This window comes from Kitasatospora sp. NEAU-69, from assembly GCF_057158765.1.
Map to the genome: position 1 here is coordinate 187,749 of NZ_JBWXUE010000005.1, position 18,920 is coordinate 206,668.

Here is an 18,920-nt window from a genome sequence, read left to right on the forward strand (position 1 = left end):
AGTGAAGCTCCGTCCGGACGCGCACTGTGCTCCGGTGCCGCAAGGGGTCTACTGGGTCCGGGGGGAGCGCTCGTTCGTGCTCTCCGGGCCACCGGCCCTCTACACCGTCGTCGACGACCAGCTCGGCGCGCTGCTCGACGGTACGAGCGTGGACGAGATGGTCGCGGCCGCCGGGGACGAGCGGGCCCGGCCGGTGCTCGAACACGTGGTGCGCGCGCTGGTCGCCCAGGACGTGCTGATCGACCTGGACGCCGTGCAGGGCCCGCTGCCGGACCCGGAGACCGTCAGGGAGCACGCCGAACTGCTCGCCTACCTGGAGACGAACTGCGCGGAGCCGTACCGCGCGTTCGCCGCGGTGCGGGCCGCCCGGGTCGCGGTCGCGGGCGGCGGGCCCGGGGCCGGCGCGGTGCTGCGCGGGCTGGCGGCGAACGGCACGGGCGAGACGACGGAGCTCGACCTCGCCGCCGGTGCGGAGCGCGTTGTGACGGGTGATGCTGCGACGGGCGGCGCCGCGGCGCCTGCGGTGGTGGTGCTGATCGACGACTGTGACGCTCCGCTGGACCTGCTCGCCGCCGCCGCGCGGCTCGCGCCGGGGACAGCGGTGCTGCCGGTGGCCGCCGAGGAGGCCGTCGCGCTGGTCGGGCCGGTCTGCACGACCCCGGCGGAACTGCGCGCCTTCCAGGCCGTCCGGGCGCGAGCCGCCGCCTGGCAGCGGACCGGGGTTGAGTCGGCGGCACCGCGCCCGATCAGTGCGGTCCTGGCCGGATCGCTCGCCGCCCACGCCGTGCTGGCCCGGCTCGCCGGTGTGGCCGGGGCGCAGGACGGTCGGCGCACCGCGTGGGTGGTGCACGGCCACGCGGCGCAGACCAGGGTCGTACCGGTACCGGACGCCGGCCTCGCGGCGGCCTGGCGCACGATGGAGCCCGCTACCGCCGGCGTCGCCAGTACCGATGCCGACACCGACACCGGGGACGCGTCGCAGTTCGAGCTCGACGCCGGGCTCACCGCCCGGTGGACCGGTCTCGCCCGCTGGGGCCGTGACCTCGATCTCCCGCAACTGCCCGTCAGCCTGGTCACCGCCGAGACGGTGGCGGGCCGCACCGCCGAACCGGGCCCGTACCTGCTGGGCTGGGGCCGGGAACGTGCCGCCGCGGGGCTGACGGCCATGCTCGCCGTGCTGCGTCGCTATGCCGACCGGGAGCTGGTGGGCCGGGAGCCGGCGGGGGAGAGCGGCACCGGGCTGATCCCCGCCGCCGGGCTCACCCGGGCGCACTGGCTGGTGGACGGCCTGCTCCGGCAAGCCGGACAGGACGGGCTCGCGCAGTCCGCCGGCACCGCGCTGACCTGGGACGATCTCGGGAGCATCGCGGTCCGCTCGCAGTGGGGCCTGCTGCGCGACTTCTTCGACGTCCCCGCCGAGCTGCAGCTGCGCACGGTGGCCGGACTGGACTGGCAGCTGGTCAGCGTGACGAACCCGGCCACCGGCGAGGTGCTGGCCACCGAGTGGGGCCCGAGCCTGGCGTCCGCCGCATACGCGGCCCTGCTCGCCGCCACCGCCCGCGCGCAGTACCAGGCGGCCGAGCGGACCGCACCGCAGGCCCCGGTCCTGCCTCCCGACCCGGTCGGGACCTGGTCACTGGAGATCGCCGCAGACCACCGGATCCACGACTGCCTGCGCCAACTCCTGGCCCGAGCCGAGGCCATGGGAGCACGCCCGCGGGCCGAGCAACTGGTGCACGACGAGGCCGTCGGCGAGCTGACGCTGGTCTGCGGCCTGGTCGGACTCCCCGGATGAGCGCCCCACCGGCGGGTCCACCCCACCTGCCTGATGCCCCGGCCGCTCCAGCCACCCCGACCTCGGCCACCCCGGCCACCCCGGCCACCCCGGCCGCCTTGGCCCCGGTTACCTCGGCCGCCTCGACCTCGGCTACCCCGGTCGCCCCGGCTGCCTTGACCCCAGTTGCCTTGGCCACCTTGACCCCGGCCACCTCGGCCACCTCGACCTCGGTCACCCCGGCCAACCTGACCCCGGCCGCCCCGGCTGCCCCGACCCCGGCCACCTCAGCTGCCCCAGCCATGCCATCGGATTTGCCCCACTCTTCGACGGCCCCCGGGCCCCGGATCCTGCCCGCCCCCGGTGCCCCGGCGGAGCTGCTGGAGTTGCCGTGGCAGGAGCAGCCGGCCGGCTGGCTGGTCGCCGTTTCCGGGGGCTGGGACGCCGACTGGGAGCGGCAGGCACTGGACGCCGCCCGCGAGCAGGGCACACCCCTGCTTTCCGTCCGCGCGACCCCGGCGGAGCTCCTGGTCGGCCCGCTCTGGACCACCGACGATCCGTCAGGCTGCGCCGGGTGCGCAGAAATCCGGGATGCCGACCGCCTCCTCCCAGAGCTAGCACACCGCACTGCACACCGCACCGCTCACCGCCCGCCCGCCGCAACCGCGGCCGGCCTCGCGCCGTCGCAGCCTCCCACGCAACCTCCCGCGCAGTCGCCTGCGCAGCCCCCGCCCCAGCCCCCGCGAGCCGCCCCGCCGGTCCTGTCGCCCGCGCTCCGGCAGCTGCTGGCCGAGCTGCTCCGGCAGGGCCAACCACTCCTCACCCCCGGCGAGTTGCTCTTGCTCACCCCCGACGGCCTGCTGCGCCGGCACCGGGTGCCGGCGAGCCGGCGCTGCGCGGTCTGCGGTGACGGCCCTGAGCTGCGAGTCGGCCGGCCGACCGAGCCACCGCACCCCCGCCCACTCGTCCCCCGTCCCACGCCAACCCCCACCCCCACGCCAACCCCCACCGCGCTGCCCGACCGGGGCGAGCCGCCGTTCGGACTCGACCCCGACCGGATGCGCGAGGCGCTCGCCGACCCCCGGTTCGGGCCGGTGCTCGGCACGCAGCGGTCCGGTCTGGTCGGGATGGCGATGACCGAAACCCGGCTGCTCGGCGCGCAGTTCGCGGGCCACGGCCGCAGCTCGACCTTCCGGCAGGCCGAGGCCGTGGGCTGCCTGGAGGCCTTCGAGCGCAGCGGTGGCTACCCGAACGTCGCGCCGCTCGTCTTCGGCGCCACCGCAAGCGAGTTGGGCGACCGTGCCGTCGAACTCGCAGCGCTGGGCCGGTACACCGCGCGGCAGCTGGCCTCGCCGCTGAGCCACCTGCGGCCGTTCGACGACGACACCCCGATGGACTGGGTGTGGGGCCACCAGCTGGACGGCGGGCGGCCGTTGCTCGTCCCGGCCGAGCTCGGCTTCTACCAGTACCGGTACCCCGCCCCCTCCGACGCGCCCGAACAGGCCCGGCGGACGCACTTCTTCCACGAGTCCTCCAGTGGCTGTGCGCTCGGCGGCAGTTACGAGGAGGCCGTCCTGCACTCCCTGCTCGAACTGGCCGAGCGGGACGCCTTCCTGCTCTCCTGGCACCGCCGCCGACCGCTGCCCCGGATCGCGCCCGGCGAGATCACCGATCGCGAGTGCCTGCTGCTGATCCGGCAGATCGAGGACCAGGGCTACCGGGTGCACCTGCTGGTCGCCACAGTGGATCTCGCGATCCCGGTGGTCTGGGTGCTGGCGCTGCGCGAGGGCGACGGGCTTCCGGCCGCCCTCAGCGCCGCCGGCTCCGGCGCCGACCCGGTGCGGGCCGTCCGGGCCGGCCTGTGGGAGCTGTCCCAACTGGTCAGCGCGGGAGCGAACTGGGACGTCGAGGCGGTGCGCCCGATCGTGGCCGATCCCTGGCTGGTCGAGGACATGCCCGACCACCACAAGCGGTACGCGTACCCCGAACTGCGCCCCCGGATCGAGGAGGTGTTGGGCGGACCGGTGGTCGGTCTGGCCGAGGCCTTTCCCGGCTGGCCCGGGGTCTTCACCGACGCCGCCCGGGGGGACGTCACACAGGCGCTGCGCTTCGTCGCCGGGCTGTTCCGGGCGGCCGGCCTGGACCGCATCGTGGTGGTGGACCAGTCCACGCCCGAGCACGGCGCGGCGGGGCTGTCCGTGGTGAAGGCGGTGGTTCCCGGGATCCTGCCGATGTGCTTCGGGCAGGCCCAGCAGCGGCTCGCCGGGCTGCCCCGGCTGGCCGAGGCGATCGCGGACGCGCAGGGCGCACCGCCGCGCGAGGAGGACTACCCGTTCGACCCCCACCCCTTCCCGTGAACCCGACCCCCATCACCTCTCCCATCACATCCCCCATCACCCTCCCGTCCCGTGAAGGAGCGGCGCCACCGATGACGACGACGAGCGACGTCCGGCTGTTCGCCTACCGGCAGGGCGCTTTGCGGGCCGGTCTGGCCGAGCAGCCCCAGGTGGACATCACCGAACCCACCACGGCCACGCTGCCCCCGGCGGCGGCCCGCGGCGCCGACGGGCGGCCGCTGCCGTCCGGCACGCACCGGCTGCTGGCCGGGGCGCGGTACCCGCAGCCGCTCCCGTCCACCGCCGTCGCGGCGGTCCCGGCCGGGGACCTGGTGGGCCACCTGCTGGTCGCCGCCGTCGGCCTCCAGCGGCGCGAGCCGTCCAACCGCTTCAACGACCACCGCTCGATCGCCTCGGTGCGCAGCAAGTTCCCGGTGCACGTCTTCGTGGTGGCCCCGGACGGCTCGGTCGGCTACCTGGACCTCCACCGGCACGCGCTGATCGATCTCCCGGACACCGCCGCCGCCGACGCTGACGTCACCGCACTGCTGCCCGCCCCCGGCGACCTCACCGTGCTGCTCGCCGCCCGCTACACCGACCTGCCGGCCCAGTACGGTCGTCTGCGCTGCGCCCTGGGCCTGCTGGAACTCGGCATCAACCTGCGCTCCGTGCACGTCGCCGCGGACCTGTTCGGCGTCCGGGCCCGGCTGCGGACGGACGCCACGGTCACCGCCGCGGCCGGCCGGCTGCTGGCGGGCACCGGCCCGGCGGCCTGGTCACCGCCGCTGGTGGTGACCCTGCACGGCGTCGGCCCGCTCCCGCCGAGCCGTCCGCTGCCGGGGGCGGCAGCCGGGCCCGTCCCGTCCCAGCAGGAGGCAGAGTCGGAGGCGGAGGCGGAGCGCACGCTGCTACGTCAGCAGGCCGGCCACGCCTTGATCCTGGAGGCCGCCGAGGTGACCGCACCGCTCGCGGACCTCTCCTGCGCCGAGACCGAACCGGCGCGCGGCATCCCCAACCTCCCGCAAGCCGTCACCACCGTCACCGGCACCGTCCGGCCCACCTGGGCCGAGACGCTGTGGAACCGGTCCGCCGGACGGGTCCCCGCAGCGGTCTCGGGGTTCTCCGCCCGGCCCGCCGTGCTCGGCGCGGACTGCCTCGCGGAGCTGCTCGCCTGGCTCGGCCGGCCCGCGCCGGGGCCGCTCGCCGAGGTGGGCCGCCGGGTGCGGACCACCGTCGCGCTCCAGCGCATGGCCGGGCTGCCGACCGGCCGCTACGCGGTGGTGGACGGGCGGGTCGAGCCCGAGCAGCCGGAGCCGGAACTGATGCAGCGGCTCCAGGACGCGTTCGGCTACCCCCTCACACCCACCACGGACTGCGGGCTGCGCCATGCGAACGCGATGTGGGTCTTCTCGGCGGACCTGGACGGGATCCTGGACGCGTTCGGGCCGGCCGGCTGGTCGCTGCTCCAGCTCTGGTGCGGCTGGGCCACGCATGGGCTGGCCACGGCGGCTGCCGCGCACGGCCTGTTCGCCCGCCCGGCCCGCTCCTTCGACGAGTTCTGGCTGCAACGGGCGATGGGCCTGCCCCGGGAGGTGCTGCCGGTGTTCACCGTCGTCTGCGGCCGCTCCCGGTTCGCCGAGCCGATGCTGGACCTCAGGCTGTGACGGACCGACAGCACCGCTGGCAGAGCTGGCACCTGCACCTGGCGTCCTTCGCCCCGGCGGCACTGGACGCCGTGGTCACCGAGGCGCTGGGACCGCTCGCCGACCGCCTCGGCCTGCTGGAACCCGCCGGCTCACCCTGGTTCTTCGTGCGCTACTGGCAGGGCGGTCCGCATCTGCGGCTGCGGATGACCGGACTGACCGAGGCGGAGAGCGACCGGCTCGAAGCCCTGCTGGCCGACCGGCTGTCCGTGCTCGACGCCGCCGTCCCGCCCACCCAGCGGCTCGACCAGACCACCTACGCCGCCGCGGTGCGACGCATCGCGGCGGCGGGCGAGCAGGGAGCGCCGCTGACGGTCGGCGAGCTGCTCGCGCCAGGTCTTCGGCGCGCCGCCTACGAGCCGGAGTACGAGCGCTACGGCGGCCGTCACCTCATGGCGCGCTCCGAGCAGCTCTTCCACCACTCCAGCCGGCTCACCCTGCGCGCCTGCCTGGCCAGAGCCGGCACCCCGCACGCCTTCGCCTCCGGCCTGGAGGCATGCGCCGCCGCCTGCTCAGCCCTCACCACCGAGGGGCCACCCGGCAGCCTGGTCCGCTTCCTGACAGCGCAACGGGACGGCTGGCTGAATTGGGCGACACCCGACGCCCCCGCGCCCGCCCGACCCCAACTCGCCGCCGCCATCACCGCACTCGACCAACTCGCCCCCCGCCTGCGCGCGGCAATGCGCAGCGGCGACCCACGCTGGGCACAGTGGACCGACCCCCTGACCGCCGCCCTCCGTGACTGGACCACAGAACTCGGCTTCGCCCGCGCCGCCGCGATCTTCGGCTCACACGTCCACATGACGGCCAACCGCCTGGGCGTCCCCGCCGGCCACGAAGCCCGGATCGCCGCCCTCCTCCTGGCCCTCCTCGCCCCGCCGGCCACCGAGGACCGCCCCGACTGACTGGCCGTCCCGCTGGTGAGCGGGAGCCTCCCGCGCCCGTCGCGCGCCCCATGCACCTGTGCGCTCTCCCCGCACCTCCCTACACGTCGATACCGTACGCCGCTATGGCTAATAAGAAGAGAACGAACGGCCTTTGGCGCTACTGGGGGCTGATTGCTTTCGTCGTTGCTATGACCGGATGGTTGACCGCTGACTTCGGGCCCCCAGCGATCACAACTCTGTCTGCTCTGAGCTTCCTGTGGTTTCTCTTCCAGGCACCAGTCCCGTGTGCTGCTCTGAATCGTGGTGAGGCGCAGACCTGCCGCAACAACGGCCGTGGCGTTCTTCGTGGTTGCCACATCAAGCAGCATCAATGGCAGAAGCTGAAGGGACTCGTCGTGCGACGCCGGTGGCGAGAGATTTCGGCGGATCTTTTCCCCAACGCCACTACGAGCCTCGCGAGCCTGGGTGCGATCGTTGCTCTCCTCTCCTCGATCATCGGTGTCGCGAAGTCCCTTACCGGAAAAGGCTGATGCGTCTGCGACAAGCTGAGCCGCAGTGCCCGGTCCCACCGCACGAGTGGGCGGAGAAAGTCGTCGCGTCGGATATCCCAAGTGCTACTCGACGCGGTTCCCCCGCCCGGAGGGCCGAGCGCCGGTGATCTCGAACACCCGCCTCCGCAGGGGCTCCTCAAGGTCGAGGTTGTCGCCCCGAATTGTGGTCTGCAGGAGTTCAGTGGTGACCGCTAGCTCGGCGAACCTCCCTGCGGGCGTGTCGAGGATGTGCCCGAGCCGCAGGCGTACCTCGGCAGCGGTGTCCGGCACGAGCAGGCTGTAGCAAGACAGCAGCGCTGCGTCGTAGCCGGCGGGCGCGATGCCCCAGCCTTCCCAGTCGAGCACCGTGAGGGTCGGACCTGTGAGGTTGGCCCAGTGCAGGTCCCCGTGGGCGGTCGTCCAGGCGGGCACCTTGGTGTCGATCGGGATGCCGAGGTACTGCGGCATTGCGCGGTCCAGGTACTCCTGACGGACCGCTACTCGGTTGCTGGGGACGCCGGCGATGGCGTCCAGGGCGGTGCTGAGTCCGTCCCACCAGGCGTCGTCCAGGTCGGGCGCCTTCCGGAGGGTCGGCTCGTGGGTCGCGATGGTGGGAACGGTGACCCTGTCGTACAGCTCTGCCAGGTAACCGTGTTCGCTCTCGGTCCAGGTGTGCCAGCCCGTCAGCCGTGGTCGGGGGACCGCAGCAGGCATGAGTCGCTCCGCCTCCTGCGGCCCCTCCCAGAGCTTGCCGCCGGCCTTCTCGGCCGGTGCGGACACCAGACGTAGCCAGCCCTCGCCGGACGCCGTGGTAACCGGGCGGCTGAGGGTCCGTCCGCGCCAGCCCCACGACTCGGGGGAGCCGTTCGCGGTCGCGCCGAGCGCGGTAGCCGCTGTGGCGTGTGCTTCGCGCATCCGCTCGGCGGTGTTCGGCTCAGGTTCCGAGTACATCAACGACCCTTCGGAGTACGTCCGGTGACAGTGGCGATCGGCCGACGGCTTCGGCCGCCTGAGTCCAGTGTTCCGGGTTGCCGGTCGACAGGAGCACACGCTTCACCCCCGGGGCCGATGCGACGACGGCGAGGGCCACCTCGGCAGGAGCCCAGGTGCCGTGGGCACGGGAGGGTGTTCGTCCGGTCGGGATGAGCCTCCGTGTCGGGGTTCGATTCGGCGGCAATGGTCTTGTTCGCGTATGACGTTCTCTCAAGATCCGGGTGAGGCTGGTGAGGCGGGGGGCGTCGCTGCTGTGTGTCCGCCAGCAGTGGTGCCTCCAATGGCCTCGTTCCCTACTTGTCCGGGTCGGGGTACCACCCTGAGGGCTGCACCCGCGAGTCGATGCCAGTGGGCTCAGCGTGAAGAGTGATTCCGGTGCTTGCAGTGACTCGCTTCGTGAGCAAGCGGACTGCTTCGGTGAAGCCCGCTGCGCTGGCGCCTTGGTCGGCTACGAGTGTGAGGCTCCGGTAGCCCGAGCATCGGACGCCCGCGACGACAGCGTCTCCCGGCCGAAAGCCGGCGTGCTCCAGCAGCCAGCCCGCGCTGGCTCGGAGTTGGCCATCGGTGTCGTGGTGGGCCGGGCAGCCTGCGGCTGACCAGTGGTGGGCCTGGGCAGCAGTGACGCGCGGATTGAGGAAGACCGAGCCGACCTGACGGGCTTCCGAGCCATGGGGGTTGAGCAGGAGCCCGCGGCGGTGGCGGTTGGTCAGCACCGCTGCGGCCACCTCGGGCACGGTCGGTCGGGCGCCGATCGGTGCACCGAGTTCGGCGGAGAGGTGCTGATAGGTCACTGGCGCAGCCTGGTTGGTCCGGGTGAGGTGCAGGGTCACGCTGAGGACGGTCCAGCGGCCGGCCTCGACCTTGAAGCGGCTGTGGCGGTAACCGAGCCGACAGGAGTGGGCGGGCAGGGTGCGCAGTCGGTTGGTCTGCCAGTCCCAGGCCGTGACGTGGTCGAGGGTGTCCGCGAGCTGTTGGCCGTAGGCGCCGGTGTTCTGCACCGGGGCGGCACCGGTGGTGCCGGGTATGCCTGCCAGGCACTCGATCCCGGCCAGGCGCTCTGCAGCGGCCCAGCTGACGAGGTCGGTGAGCGGGTGGCCTGCCTGGACGGTGACGGCCACGGTGTTGTCGTCTGCCCGTTCGGCGGCGATGCCACGGGTGTTCACCACCACGACGGTGCCGGGGTAACCGGCGTCGGAGGCGATGACGTTGCTGCCGTGGCCGAGCACGACGGGCGCCCGCTCGCCCTGTTCGTGGACGGCTCGGACGGTGTCGGGCCAGTCGGTGGGGTCGGAGTGGATCAGGATGCGGTCGGCGGGGCCGCCGAGGCGCAGGGTGGTCAGGGATGCGAGCGCGGTCGGGGCCACGGCTGGTTCCTCCCTAGGGTTCGGCGGTGATCGCCTTGAGCGCGAGGGCGCGCAGGGGCGCGAGGCGGGTGCGGTTGTCCTGGTGGTGGTAGACCGCGTTGGTGCAGATGGCCAGGTACCGGCCGGTGCGCGGGGCGAGGTAGAGGCTGGTACCGGTGAAGCCGTGGTGGTAGGCGACCTGCCCTTCGTCGGCGAGGATCCAGGCCAGTCCGCGGTCCAGCCCGGGCTCGATCGCGACCTGCGGGACCATGCTCTGGGCCAGCCAGCGGCCCAGCCGGGTGCCGTCGCGGTGACAGGTCAGGAGGAAGCCCGCGTAGGTGGCCAGGTCGGTGGCGGTGGTGAAGACACCCGCGTGGCCTGCTACCCCGCCCAGCAGGGCAGCGTTGTCGTCGTGTGCGATCCCCCACAGGCGCGGGGCCCCCGCCAGGCGCTTTTCGGTCGGGGCGACCCGGTTCGAGCGGCCGACGGGCCCGTAGGTCGTGCTGGTCATCCCGAGGGCGGCCCACGCCTCGGCAGCGAGGTCCTCCAAACGGTGGCCGGCGTCCTGCGCGAGCAGGAGGCCGGCGAGGATGAAGCCGCGGTTGATGTAGCGGTGGCCGGCGCCGGGCTCGCCGATCAGCGGCTCGCCGCAGATCAACTGGGCCAGGTCCTCGCGTCGGCCGCGGTACTGGTCCAGGCGGGTGTCGGCCCGCAGTCCGGTGGTGTGGGCAAGGATCTGGCGTACGGTCACCTGCCCGCCGGGAGCCTGGGCGGGCACGCTGGGCAGAAAGGTGTGGACCGGGCGGTCGATGTCGATGCAGCCGAAGAAGATCAGCAGCCAGGTGGCCAGCACCTTGGTCAACGAGGCCGCGTCGTAGAGCGTGTCCGGGCCGGGGCGGGTGCCGTCGCATTCGGGGGCGACGATGCCCGCCGTCAGGAAGCCCGGCTCGCCGTCGAAGGTGCCGCAGGCGATGACGCCACCAGGTACCGTGCCGTCGGCGGTCAGCAGTTCCAGGCACTCCCGCAGGTCGGCGAGCATGGTCGACTTCCATGAAGAGGTGGTCACGACAGCTCCCGATCGATCGTCAGCCTGGCACCCAGCGCGGCCAGTTTGGGCAGCAGGCTGCCGTAGCCACGTCGCAGGTGGTACATGCCTCGGATCGTAGAGGTGCCCTCGGCAGCCAAGGCGGCGATCAGCATCGCGGTGACCGCCCGGATGTCCTCCCCGGCCACGTCGGCGGCGACGAGCGGGGCGGGACCGCGAACGGTGATGACCGAGCCGTCGGTGTTGACGGCGGCGCCGAACGCTCGCAGCGGACCGACGTGGGTGCCGCGTTCGGTATAGATCCGCTCCTCGACCCGGGAGATGCCCGGGGCCTGGGTGAGGAAGGCGGTCAGCTGGGGCTGCACGTCGGTCGGGAAAGCGGGGTGGGGGCCGGTGACCACCTGCACGGCGCGGGGGCCGGCCGGGCAGCGGGCGAGCGTGCCGCCGTTCACCGAGGTCAGCTCGATTCCGGCATCGGCGAAGACGGCCACCAACCCCGTGGGGAACTCGCTGGTCGGGAAGTTGTCCAAGTGGACGGTGCCGCCGGTGATCGTGGCGGCCAGGGCGAGGGTTGCGGCCTCCAGCCGGTCGGGCGGGACCTGGAAGACGCCACCGGTGATGCGGTCGGTGCCGGTGACGTGAAGGGCGCCGGTGCTCTCCCAGGTGATGCCGACCCCGCCGGCCGCGAGCACTGCGGCCGTGACCATCACTTCGGGCTCGACGCTGGGGTTGAGGATGCTGGACGTGCCGTGGATGCGGGCGGCCAGCAGCATCGCGGTGACCGTGGCGCCCAGGCTAGGGCCCCAGGAGCGGGTGGCGGCGTCGGTCGTGAAGGGCGCCGAGTCCCAGCTGGCGATACGGGCCTTCACGTGGGTGCCGGTGACGGCCAGGGTAGCGCCGGCGGCCTCCATCGCGGCGAGGTGCCGGTCGATCAGGCGTCGGCAGAAGGCGTCGCCGCCCGGCAGGGGGAAGGTGACCTGTCCGGTTCGGGCGAGCAGAGCGGCGGCCATGACGGCGGTGGTGCGGATGCGGCGGCCGAGCTGGTCGGGGATGACCGGGTACCAGGCGGCGGCCGGGACGATCTCGAAGCGGTCGTCGATGACCTTGGCCGGAGTGCCGGTGTGGTTGAGGATCTCCGCGCAGACCAGGGTGTCGAGGATCTTTGGCGCGCGAGTCAGAGTCAGGGGCTCGTCGGCCAGCAGAGCGGCGGCGTACAGGTGCAGGGCGATGTTCTTGCTGCCCTGCACCGACACCGTGCCCTCCAGACGGTGGCCGCCGGTGACGCGGATGGCGCGGTCGTCGGTGGTGGGCGGCAGCGGAGCCTGCTGGTTCATGGTCACCTTCCCTGGCTTCCGGCGGGGAAGAAGCCCCCGACCTGGGTCTTGGGGTAGAGCACCGTGCGCGCGCCGATGAGCGTGGCGGGCTGGAATACGGTGCCGGCCGGGACGACGACACCGTCGCCGATGACGGCGCCGAACTTGGTCTGGCCGGTGGCGATGCGGTGGCCGTCGAGGTAGGCGTTGACCTCCTCGGTGGCCGGTTCGGTGACCGGGCCGGAGGTGCACCGCAGGCCGGTGGTGGAGACGAAGGCACCGATGTTGACGCCGAGGCCGAGGACCGAGTCGCCGACGAAGCTGGTGTGCTTCATGAAGGCGCCGCCGATCAGCAGGCTCCGGGTGACCTCGGCACCGAAGCCGATCCGGCAGCCGGGGCCGATGACGGTGTTGTCGCGCACCCGGGCGCCGGCCTCGATCACCGCACCGGGGCAGACCAGCACCGGACCGGTGACGAACGCGCCCTCGGCGATGACTGCGCCGGCCGCGACGATGACCTCACCTCGGACGATGGCGCCGGGCTCGATGACGCCCTCCGAGGTGGGCAGAGCGAAGCCGTCACGGCTGGCGAGCAGGTTGGTCATGGCCTTCTTGAGGCCGAAGACGGTGGGGCAGCAGCTGAGCAGGTGGAGCACGACCGGGTCGGTGACCTGCTCGGTGTCGAAGTAGTACTCCGGGGCGGTTCGGTAGTCGAAGCGCGCCAATTCAGCACTGAGCGTCGGGATTTCGGGGGCATGGTGCATGGCTGTTCTCCTCTCGGGCGAGCGAGTGAAGAGGTGCCTGACCTAGCTCACAGGCAGGTCAGGGGTGGTGGCGGCGATGGCCGCCTGAGGGCGAGTGTCGGCATGGTGGATGGCGAGGCCGAGTAGCAGGAACACGGGGAAGTGCAGCGCGACCCAGGACGCGGTCAGGAAGGTGCCGAGCCGGTCGTGGTCAGGCGTACGGTGGCGCGGACTGGAGACGGCGGGGGAGGAGAAGCTGTTCGTCGGCATATCGGCGCTCTCGTCAGCAGGGACAGGAGTGGCTGTCCCCAGTGAAGGGCTCCGGCGAAGATCAGGTCCGTAGCGCGATTACGGGCCCGTAAGACGCTTACGGGTCAGACGAGTCGGACGCCAGCGCGGGCGGCGAAGTCGCGCACGCCCGGCAGGGTCCCGGCGTGGCTGAGCAGGCCAGTCGCGATCTGGCGTGCGGAGCCACGGCGGATTTCCTGCGGAGCGGCCTGCTCGGCAGCCAGCAGCGCACGGTAGGCCTGCGCTGGCTTGCCCCATTGGTCGTAGGCGCGGGCCACGTCGATGAAGAAGCGCGCCTGCCGCTCGGAGGTGGGCAGCGCGGCCGGATTGATCGTCCGGGCCAGCTCGATCGCCTGGCCGGCATCGCCGAGCTCGTAATGCACCGACAGGTGGTGGAGCGCCACGCTCTGCATGCCGGCGGTGTCGCCGGCGGCGCGAGCCGCGTCAGCTGCTTCGCTGATCAGTGAGTGCGCGTAGCCGCGGTCGCCGAGCTTTGCAGCGGTGTAGGCGGCAGTGGCGTACAGGTCGCCTTGGGCAGCCAGGCGGGCCGGCTCCAGGATGCTGTCGTTGCGCTGCAGTTCATGAGCGGCCCGCACGGCGATGTCGGTGGCTCGACTCAAGTGCCCTTGGCGGCGCCAGGCGCTGGAAACCATCCGCTGGGCCTCGGCGACGGCCAGGCCGTCGCCGCTGACCCGAGCGGCGGTCAGGGCACGGTCCGAGGTAATGGCGACCAGGCCGTTGTCGCCGACCTTGATGCACAGCCGGGCCGCGATGTTGTAGAGCGCAGCCAGCGCGCGGGCGGACTCCTCTGGCGTACCAACGCTCTGAGCGGCGGCGATCCACTCTGGCAGGGCCTGGCCGAGGGCGTCGTAGCGGGCGGCTCGGAACTCCTGACGAGCCGTCGCAATCGACGTGCGGACGCTCTCGGCAGTGGGCTCGCGCTGTCCGGGGATCGCCGCCGTCCCGTTCAGCACCAGCTCCTCCAACGGAGCCAGCGGCGCTACGCTCGCGCCGGCGGGCTGAGCGCCGACGATGACGGGGGTGAAGACGGCGGCAGCCGCAGCGGCCAGGAGTTCACGGCGTCGCACCTCGACGTCAACCTCCTCGGCAGCCGGACTGGCCGTCAGCCTAGCCGAGCTGACCTTGCGTCGAGGCGAAGCGGAGGCGGCTGCGGCGGGTTGCGGATGGGCGAGCAGCTCCTCCAGCGTCGTGCCGAGCACGCGGGCGAGAACGGACAGCATCTCGACATTCCGCACCGGGATGACGTCGCGCTCGACGCCAGACACCCAGTCCTCGGTGCGGCCGACCTCGGCGGCGAGGTCCCGTTGGTACCAGCCCTTGCGCCCGCGCAGCTTGGCGATGGACTCACCGAAGGTGATGCTCGCTCCCCCAACCACGGCATGCTCCCACTGCTCGCATCGAGTTGATTACATTGAGCAACGATACCGGCCAGTGGACAGTAGATGTAGCGAGCAGCCCAAGAACGCGTGCCCCTGGAGGTATCCGCCGTTCGACTCTCCGTGAGTGGTTGACCCGAAGGGCGGGCTCGGTGCCGAAGATTTTGCGAGAACAAAGCGCATCCTGTGCGATGCCACGCACTATAGAGCGTGCGCGCCTGAAATGGCTGCTTCGATTTCGAGGAGGATATCCCGTAGCTCCGCATCCATCTCCTCTGTCCGCATGCTATTGGAGATGGCTCGGACTGAAACTGCCTTGTAGTTCGCATCCGCGAGCTTTCTATTCAGGCTCGCGATGATCTTTTTGGGCGGGGCCATGGCTATGCGTGTCGAATGGCCGTTCCATTGGCGTTCGAAATCTGGCAGGGCGGCTCTCGTGACCTCCATGGCGTGGGCTCGTGCCGTTACTAGGTCGGTCTGGCGACGCAAGATAAACTGGGCCTGCGTGTCAACCTTCTGTTCCTCGACTGCTTGTGCAAGGAGCTGCTCGATCACTGTCAAATCGGCCCCGGAGAGGCGTGAGATCACAGCTGGGTGCAAGAAGTAACTCTCGAGCTCCTTCCGGTTCCAGATGTGAGCCCGGATGCCGGACTTCGAAAGCTCACTGGTCACATCGAAGGCTTGTTGATCTGTGCGGTTGTCCCTATCCAGGATGACGAAGGTCTTGACCGCATCCCCCAGGAGGTTCTTGTTCAGCCAGGAGAATGCCCCGACATGATTCCATCCGTCGAATCCGCCTAGAGGGATCACGGCGACCCCCTTCTCCCCAGCTAGCTTCTTTGCGCCCAGCTTGCGCGCAGAGTTCCTAAGTACTTTCATGTCTTGCCCCTCGACGAAAAGGGCTACCTTTGCGCGCAGGGCCCTTGCCATTCCGAGGTTGAAACCAGAGCCAAGCAATTGACTGGCCTGCTCGAAGCCCTTGGAGCCCCTGAGGGATTTTGCTCGAGTGTGAGCGCGATCCACCCAGATAACGGAATCAGGGCGAGATTCAGTTAGTACTTCTGGGGCGTGTGTGGCCATAATCCACTGTTGTGGCCGCTCCTCCAGGACGTTTACAAGGCGACGCTGGAGATCAGGATGTAGGAAGACATCCGGCTCATCCAGAACCAGTGTCTTCGCGCCTCGGTGTCGGTACAGTGACGCAAGTACCTGAAGCCAAATTTGAAGACCATCTCCGGCCCAGAAGATTTCCTTTTCCGAGCGAGACGATGTCTCCGTAAAGTACAAGTCAAGCTCGGCAACTTTGTCTCCCGGGCGCACCGCGAGAGATAGACTCTGGATCTCTGGAGTGTTCTCGAGAATAAAATCTACTAGTTCCTCGTACGAGTCCCTGTCGCTGGCCCGAAGGTGGAAAAGCTGGTTCCTGAAATGACTGCTTGATAGGCGTGTCGACTGACTTTCCCGAACGTACTTTTCGGTGAGCATGAGCTCGCGATGCTGGACGGGTGTAAGGGTTGGAACGACGCCGATCACGGGGCTGATATTCCGAGCTGCTGTTGCTGTGCTACAGATTGAGCCGTCTGGCTCCACCAGGCAGAAGAACGGGGGCTCATCAACTGGCCAGATGCACTTCAGTGCGGCACCTGACTGGAAACTGACTTCCATGCGAGTCTCTGCCTCGCGAAACTCATGCCGGATGTTCTCGCCGATGAATCCGGAGGGGTTTCCAATGCTGCTTGAAAGTCTATGCCCCAGTGCCCAAAGATTTCCATCGAGGTTGAAGCGGTCAATGCAGTTTCTGCGGCGGGCGAAGGATACCTGCTCTGCTGCTAGGCGTAGTGCGGAGATGATTGTGCTCTTGCCGGCATTGTTCGGCCCCACTAGGACGGCCTGCTGCCCAAACGAGATATCGAACTGGGCAAATCCCTTGAAGTGGGACAGACGGAGTCTCTTCAGCACGAAGGAAGCATAGGGCTCATGTTGCCCTCCGTGCAGGCAAGTTGACGAGATTCGTCCTGCCAGGTACAGGCGTCGGGCTTCCGCGGCATACGGAGGGGCAAGTGCCTTGCGTCAGGCCATGAGTCGCTGATGACTCTTGACAGCTGTGCTTCTGATGCTAGCGGCCATGCCGCGTAGACCAGCCTGGCTGAAGCCACTCCCGGAAGTCCGAGCACGACTCTGGGCGCTCCTGCGTGCGGTGCTGCGTGAGCGATGCGTGAGCGGACGGGGTGGCAGGAGGCGCGCCGAGGTGGATCAAGAAACCTGCCGTGTGGCGCTGACCTGCGGGTTCAGCGCCACGCGGCAGCAGACATCACGCCCTGTCAGGATCCGGGTGGGGCTTGTAAAGCGGGGGGCGTCGGTTCGAACCCGACAAAAGAAACCGGATGAGCTGCAACTTGGGTCTTCTGAGAGCTTCATCGCCGGCTTCGGGAGACTCGTCCGAGGCCGTTTGCGTGAGCGGATGGCTGGGTCGTGGGCGATGGCAGGGTGGGCTCGTTGGTGTCCAGGAGTCACGCGGCGGACGGGCTGCCGGAGGGTCCCAGGTGGAGGCCCACAGGAGCGGCAAGTTGTGGAGGATGGAGTCCTCACCCCACCCCGTCCGTGAGCCGGCACCAGGCCCAGGGGTACCTGCAGTCGAGAACATGGTGATCTGGTGCAGCAACGCGTTTGATCCGGCGGGGGTCTGGCTGGGCGTCGGTCAGGCCTCTTTGGTCAGCCGTTGGGCCCATGCGTCTCCCGCCGGCGTGTTCTCGATCCAGCAGCCTGCGCCCTGTGGATGCCAGTCGAAGTGTGCGCACTGGGCCACGACTCGGCTGGCGACCTGATCGGGGGTGCCCGGCCAGGGAATGAATTGGTCACCGAGGTCGCCGAACTTTGCCAGGCCGCCATCGATGAGGGCCAGGGTGGCGTCGTGGACCAGGCTGGGGTAGTCCAGGTGGTCTTCCGCCGTGGCGCATGCGTGCCAGATCAGCGTGTCCAGGGGACGAAGTCGTTCGTTCCTTCCGTCAGCACGGCGTTCACAACGGGGCGGACCTGTGGCTTCACGGGCGGGCCTTGGTCAGGGCGGCGAGGGCGGCGTTGACTGCGGCGGGATCGAAGGCTGTGGGGTCGAACTGGTCGGCGCTGTCCAGGCCGAGCCATTCCAGGCGCTCTTCGTGTTCGTCGTCTGTCGGGTCCGCGAGGATTCGCAGCAGGTCTTCGTAGCCCCAGACGCCTCCGCAGTCCTCGGGCGGGCAGGCGCGGCGTCCGGTCAGGCACCGGGGGTAGGTGGTGCCGGGTTCGGCGGGGTGGACGGCCTCGACGAGGATGTCGTGCTCCCAGCGGTCGCCGAAGTCGTAGATGTAGTGGACGCGGTCAGTGGCCTCGGGGGCGACGTCACGGAGCTTCTTCGCGGCGGCGCTGCGGTGCCCCAACTCCGGGTCGGGGATGCCGAAGTCACCGGCCGGGGTCTCGAAGACCCACAGGTGGGAGTCCTGCCAGCCGAAGGCTTCCTGCACGATGTGGTGGACCTGCTGCAGCGTGGTGCTGGAGGGAAGCTCCAGCCGGCGCCAGATCGGCGGCCGGGCCCCGTGAAGGGTGACTTTGATCCGGTGGACGCTACTGCTGGGGTTCGCCATGCCGTCATCCTGCCAGCCGCCAGGCAGGCGGAAATCGAGTAAGGGGCAGGTGGGGCGCAGCGTCATGGGCGGTCGGCGGCCAGGATGGTGCCGAGTCTGGCTGCTCTGACGCCCGCCTGGAAGCGGCTTGAGGCGCCCAACTGGTCGAGGATCTCGGCGATGTGGCGGCGGCAGGTGCGCAGGGAGATGCCCAGGCGGCGGGCGACGGTCTCGTCCTTGGCGCCCTCGGCGAGCAACTGGACGATTCGGTGCTTGAGTTCGGTCTCGGTTCCGTCCGGGTGGGATGCCGGCTCGTGCGAATGTGCCGCCGCCTGGCTCCAGGCGGCGCGGAAGAACTGTGCCAACTGCTGGACCACGGCTGCCTGTCTGACCACCGTGACCTCGACGCCCTCCGAGGTGGCGGACGGGATCAGGGCCACGATTTCGTCGATGATCAGGACTTCGTGCAGTCTGTTCCAGGTGGTCCGGACGGCACGCCGGTGTTGCTCAGGGGCGGGGTGTTGCAGGCTTGTTGGGCGGCTGATCAGTTCCTGTATGGAGAGTCGCGGGTCGGGCCAGTCGGCCGCCTGTGCCGTCAGGCAGTCCAGGAGTGGGGAGTCGGACGGGCGGACGTGCGAGATGCGCCGGGCGCCGTGGGCCACTGCGGCGAGCAGGAGTCGGACGGCCTCCTCGCAGGGCAGCGCCGCCGTGCCGTCCCGTGCGGGCAGGGAGAGGGAGACCATCTGTGCCTGTGCGTGGGCGAGTTCGTCCTGCCACCGCGCCAACTGCCCGGAGAGCCCCACCAGCAGGTCGGCCACCTCCGCCGGCGGGGATCCGGCTTCGATGGTGGTCTTCTTCATGAGCGTCCTCCCTGTGGTGCGGTGCGCTGACAGTAGCGCCCCCGGCCGACGGTGCGTCCCCCCGGACGGCCGCTCGCCCGGAGGGGTCGTGCCCACGTCAGGGCGCTTGCAC

15 protein-coding genes are annotated in these 18,920 nt (G+C 70.5%); 5 read left to right on the forward strand and 10 right to left on the reverse strand.

Annotation, left to right across the window (positions count from 1 at the left end; translation table 11 throughout):
* The first annotated feature begins 1 nt into the window (after position 1).
* The 5 genes from AC060L_RS08240 (at position 2) to AC060L_RS08260 (ending at position 7,230) form a co-directional block, all read left to right on the forward strand.
* Positions 2-1,795 (forward strand): hypothetical protein, encoded by a 1,794-nt coding sequence (locus tag AC060L_RS08240; RefSeq protein WP_483797909.1) that lies wholly within the window; start codon positions 2-4, stop codon positions 1,793-1,795.
* 170 nt (positions 1,796-1,965) lie between these two features.
* Complete coding sequence (locus AC060L_RS08245; protein WP_483797910.1) at positions 1,966-4,131, forward strand: YcaO-like family protein; 2,166 nt, start codon at positions 1,966-1,968, stop codon at positions 4,129-4,131.
* Between the two features lie 71 nt (positions 4,132-4,202).
* Positions 4,203-5,774 (forward strand): hypothetical protein, encoded by a 1,572-nt coding sequence (locus tag AC060L_RS08250; protein ID WP_483797911.1) that lies wholly within the window; start codon positions 4,203-4,205, stop codon positions 5,772-5,774.
* Positions 5,771-6,718 (forward strand): thiopeptide-type bacteriocin biosynthesis protein, encoded by a 948-nt coding sequence (locus tag AC060L_RS08255; protein WP_483797912.1) that lies wholly within the window; start codon positions 5,771-5,773, stop codon positions 6,716-6,718. The genes AC060L_RS08250 and AC060L_RS08255 overlap by 4 nt, the downstream gene beginning before the upstream one ends.
* A gap of 104 nt (positions 6,719-6,822) precedes the next feature.
* Complete coding sequence (locus AC060L_RS08260; protein WP_483797913.1) at positions 6,823-7,230, forward strand: hypothetical protein; 408 nt, start codon at positions 6,823-6,825, stop codon at positions 7,228-7,230.
* A gap of 84 nt (positions 7,231-7,314) precedes the next feature.
* Here AC060L_RS08260 and AC060L_RS08265 read toward each other — a convergent pair whose 3' ends face one another.
* From AC060L_RS08265 to AC060L_RS08310, 10 genes are all read right to left on the reverse strand, one after another.
* Positions 7,315-8,181, reverse strand: coding sequence for a hypothetical protein (locus tag AC060L_RS08265; RefSeq protein WP_483797914.1), 867 nt, complete (start codon positions 8,179-8,181; stop codon positions 7,315-7,317).
* Between the two features lie 335 nt (positions 8,182-8,516).
* Positions 8,517-9,587, reverse strand: coding sequence for a UDP-N-acetylmuramate dehydrogenase (locus tag AC060L_RS08270; RefSeq protein WP_483797915.1), 1,071 nt, complete (start codon positions 9,585-9,587; stop codon positions 8,517-8,519).
* A 13-nt stretch (positions 9,588-9,600) separates the two neighbouring features.
* The gene (locus AC060L_RS08275; RefSeq protein WP_483797916.1) at positions 9,601-10,632 is read right to left on the reverse strand and encodes a serine hydrolase domain-containing protein; all 1,032 of its coding nucleotides are present in this window, start codon (positions 10,630-10,632) and stop codon (positions 9,601-9,603) included.
* Positions 10,629-11,945, reverse strand: coding sequence for a UDP-N-acetylglucosamine 1-carboxyvinyltransferase (locus AC060L_RS08280; RefSeq protein ID WP_483797917.1), 1,317 nt, complete (start codon positions 11,943-11,945; stop codon positions 10,629-10,631). The genes AC060L_RS08275 and AC060L_RS08280 overlap by 4 nt, the downstream gene beginning before the upstream one ends.
* 2 nt (positions 11,946-11,947) lie before the next feature.
* Entirely contained in the window at positions 11,948-12,688 is a 741-nt protein-coding gene (locus AC060L_RS08285) for an LbetaH domain-containing protein (protein ID WP_483797918.1), read from the reverse strand.
* A 42-nt stretch (positions 12,689-12,730) separates the two neighbouring features.
* Positions 12,731-12,937: a hypothetical protein gene (locus AC060L_RS08290; RefSeq protein WP_483797919.1), complete on the reverse strand. Its 207-nt coding sequence runs from the start codon at positions 12,935-12,937 to the stop codon at positions 12,731-12,733.
* Positions 12,938-13,041: 104 nt separating this feature from the next.
* Positions 13,042-14,352, reverse strand: a complete 1,311-nt coding sequence (locus AC060L_RS08295; RefSeq protein ID WP_483797920.1) for a helix-turn-helix domain-containing protein — start codon at positions 14,350-14,352, stop codon at positions 13,042-13,044.
* A gap of 201 nt (positions 14,353-14,553) precedes the next feature.
* The gene (locus tag AC060L_RS08300) at positions 14,554-16,311 is read right to left on the reverse strand and encodes an ATP-dependent nuclease (RefSeq protein WP_483797921.1); all 1,758 of its coding nucleotides are present in this window, start codon (positions 16,309-16,311) and stop codon (positions 14,554-14,556) included.
* Between the two features lie 1,082 nt (positions 16,312-17,393).
* Positions 17,394-17,969, reverse strand: a complete 576-nt coding sequence (locus AC060L_RS08305; RefSeq protein WP_483797922.1) for a plasmid pRiA4b ORF-3 family protein — start codon at positions 17,967-17,969, stop codon at positions 17,394-17,396.
* Positions 17,970-18,031: 62 nt separating this feature from the next.
* Complete coding sequence (locus AC060L_RS08310; RefSeq protein ID WP_483797923.1) at positions 18,032-18,808, reverse strand: helix-turn-helix transcriptional regulator; 777 nt, start codon at positions 18,806-18,808, stop codon at positions 18,032-18,034.
* Positions 18,809-18,920: the final 112 nt, after the last annotated feature.

Excerpts from the sequence above, each read along its gene's own strand:
- AC060L_RS08250 (WP_483797911.1), top strand. The coding sequence starts at position 4,203 with ATGACGACGACGAGCGACGTCCGGCTGTTCGCCTACCGGCAGGGCGCT.
- AC060L_RS08260 (WP_483797913.1), top strand. The coding sequence starts at position 6,823 with ATGGCTAATAAGAAGAGAACGAACGGCCTTTGGCGCTACTGGGGGCTG.
- AC060L_RS08265 (WP_483797914.1), bottom strand. The coding sequence starts at position 8,181 with ATGTACTCGGAACCTGAGCCGAACACCGCCGAGCGGATGCGCGAAGCA.
- AC060L_RS08280 (WP_483797917.1), bottom strand. The coding sequence starts at position 11,945 with ATGAACCAGCAGGCTCCGCTGCCGCCCACCACCGACGACCGCGCCATC.
- AC060L_RS08285 (WP_483797918.1), bottom strand. The coding sequence starts at position 12,688 with ATGCACCATGCCCCCGAAATCCCGACGCTCAGTGCTGAATTGGCGCGC.
- AC060L_RS08290 (WP_483797919.1), bottom strand. The coding sequence starts at position 12,937 with ATGCCGACGAACAGCTTCTCCTCCCCCGCCGTCTCCAGTCCGCGCCAC.
- AC060L_RS08305 (WP_483797922.1), bottom strand. The coding sequence starts at position 17,969 with ATGGCGAACCCCAGCAGTAGCGTCCACCGGATCAAAGTCACCCTTCAC.
- AC060L_RS08310 (WP_483797923.1), bottom strand. The coding sequence starts at position 18,808 with ATGAAGAAGACCACCATCGAAGCCGGATCCCCGCCGGCGGAGGTGGCC.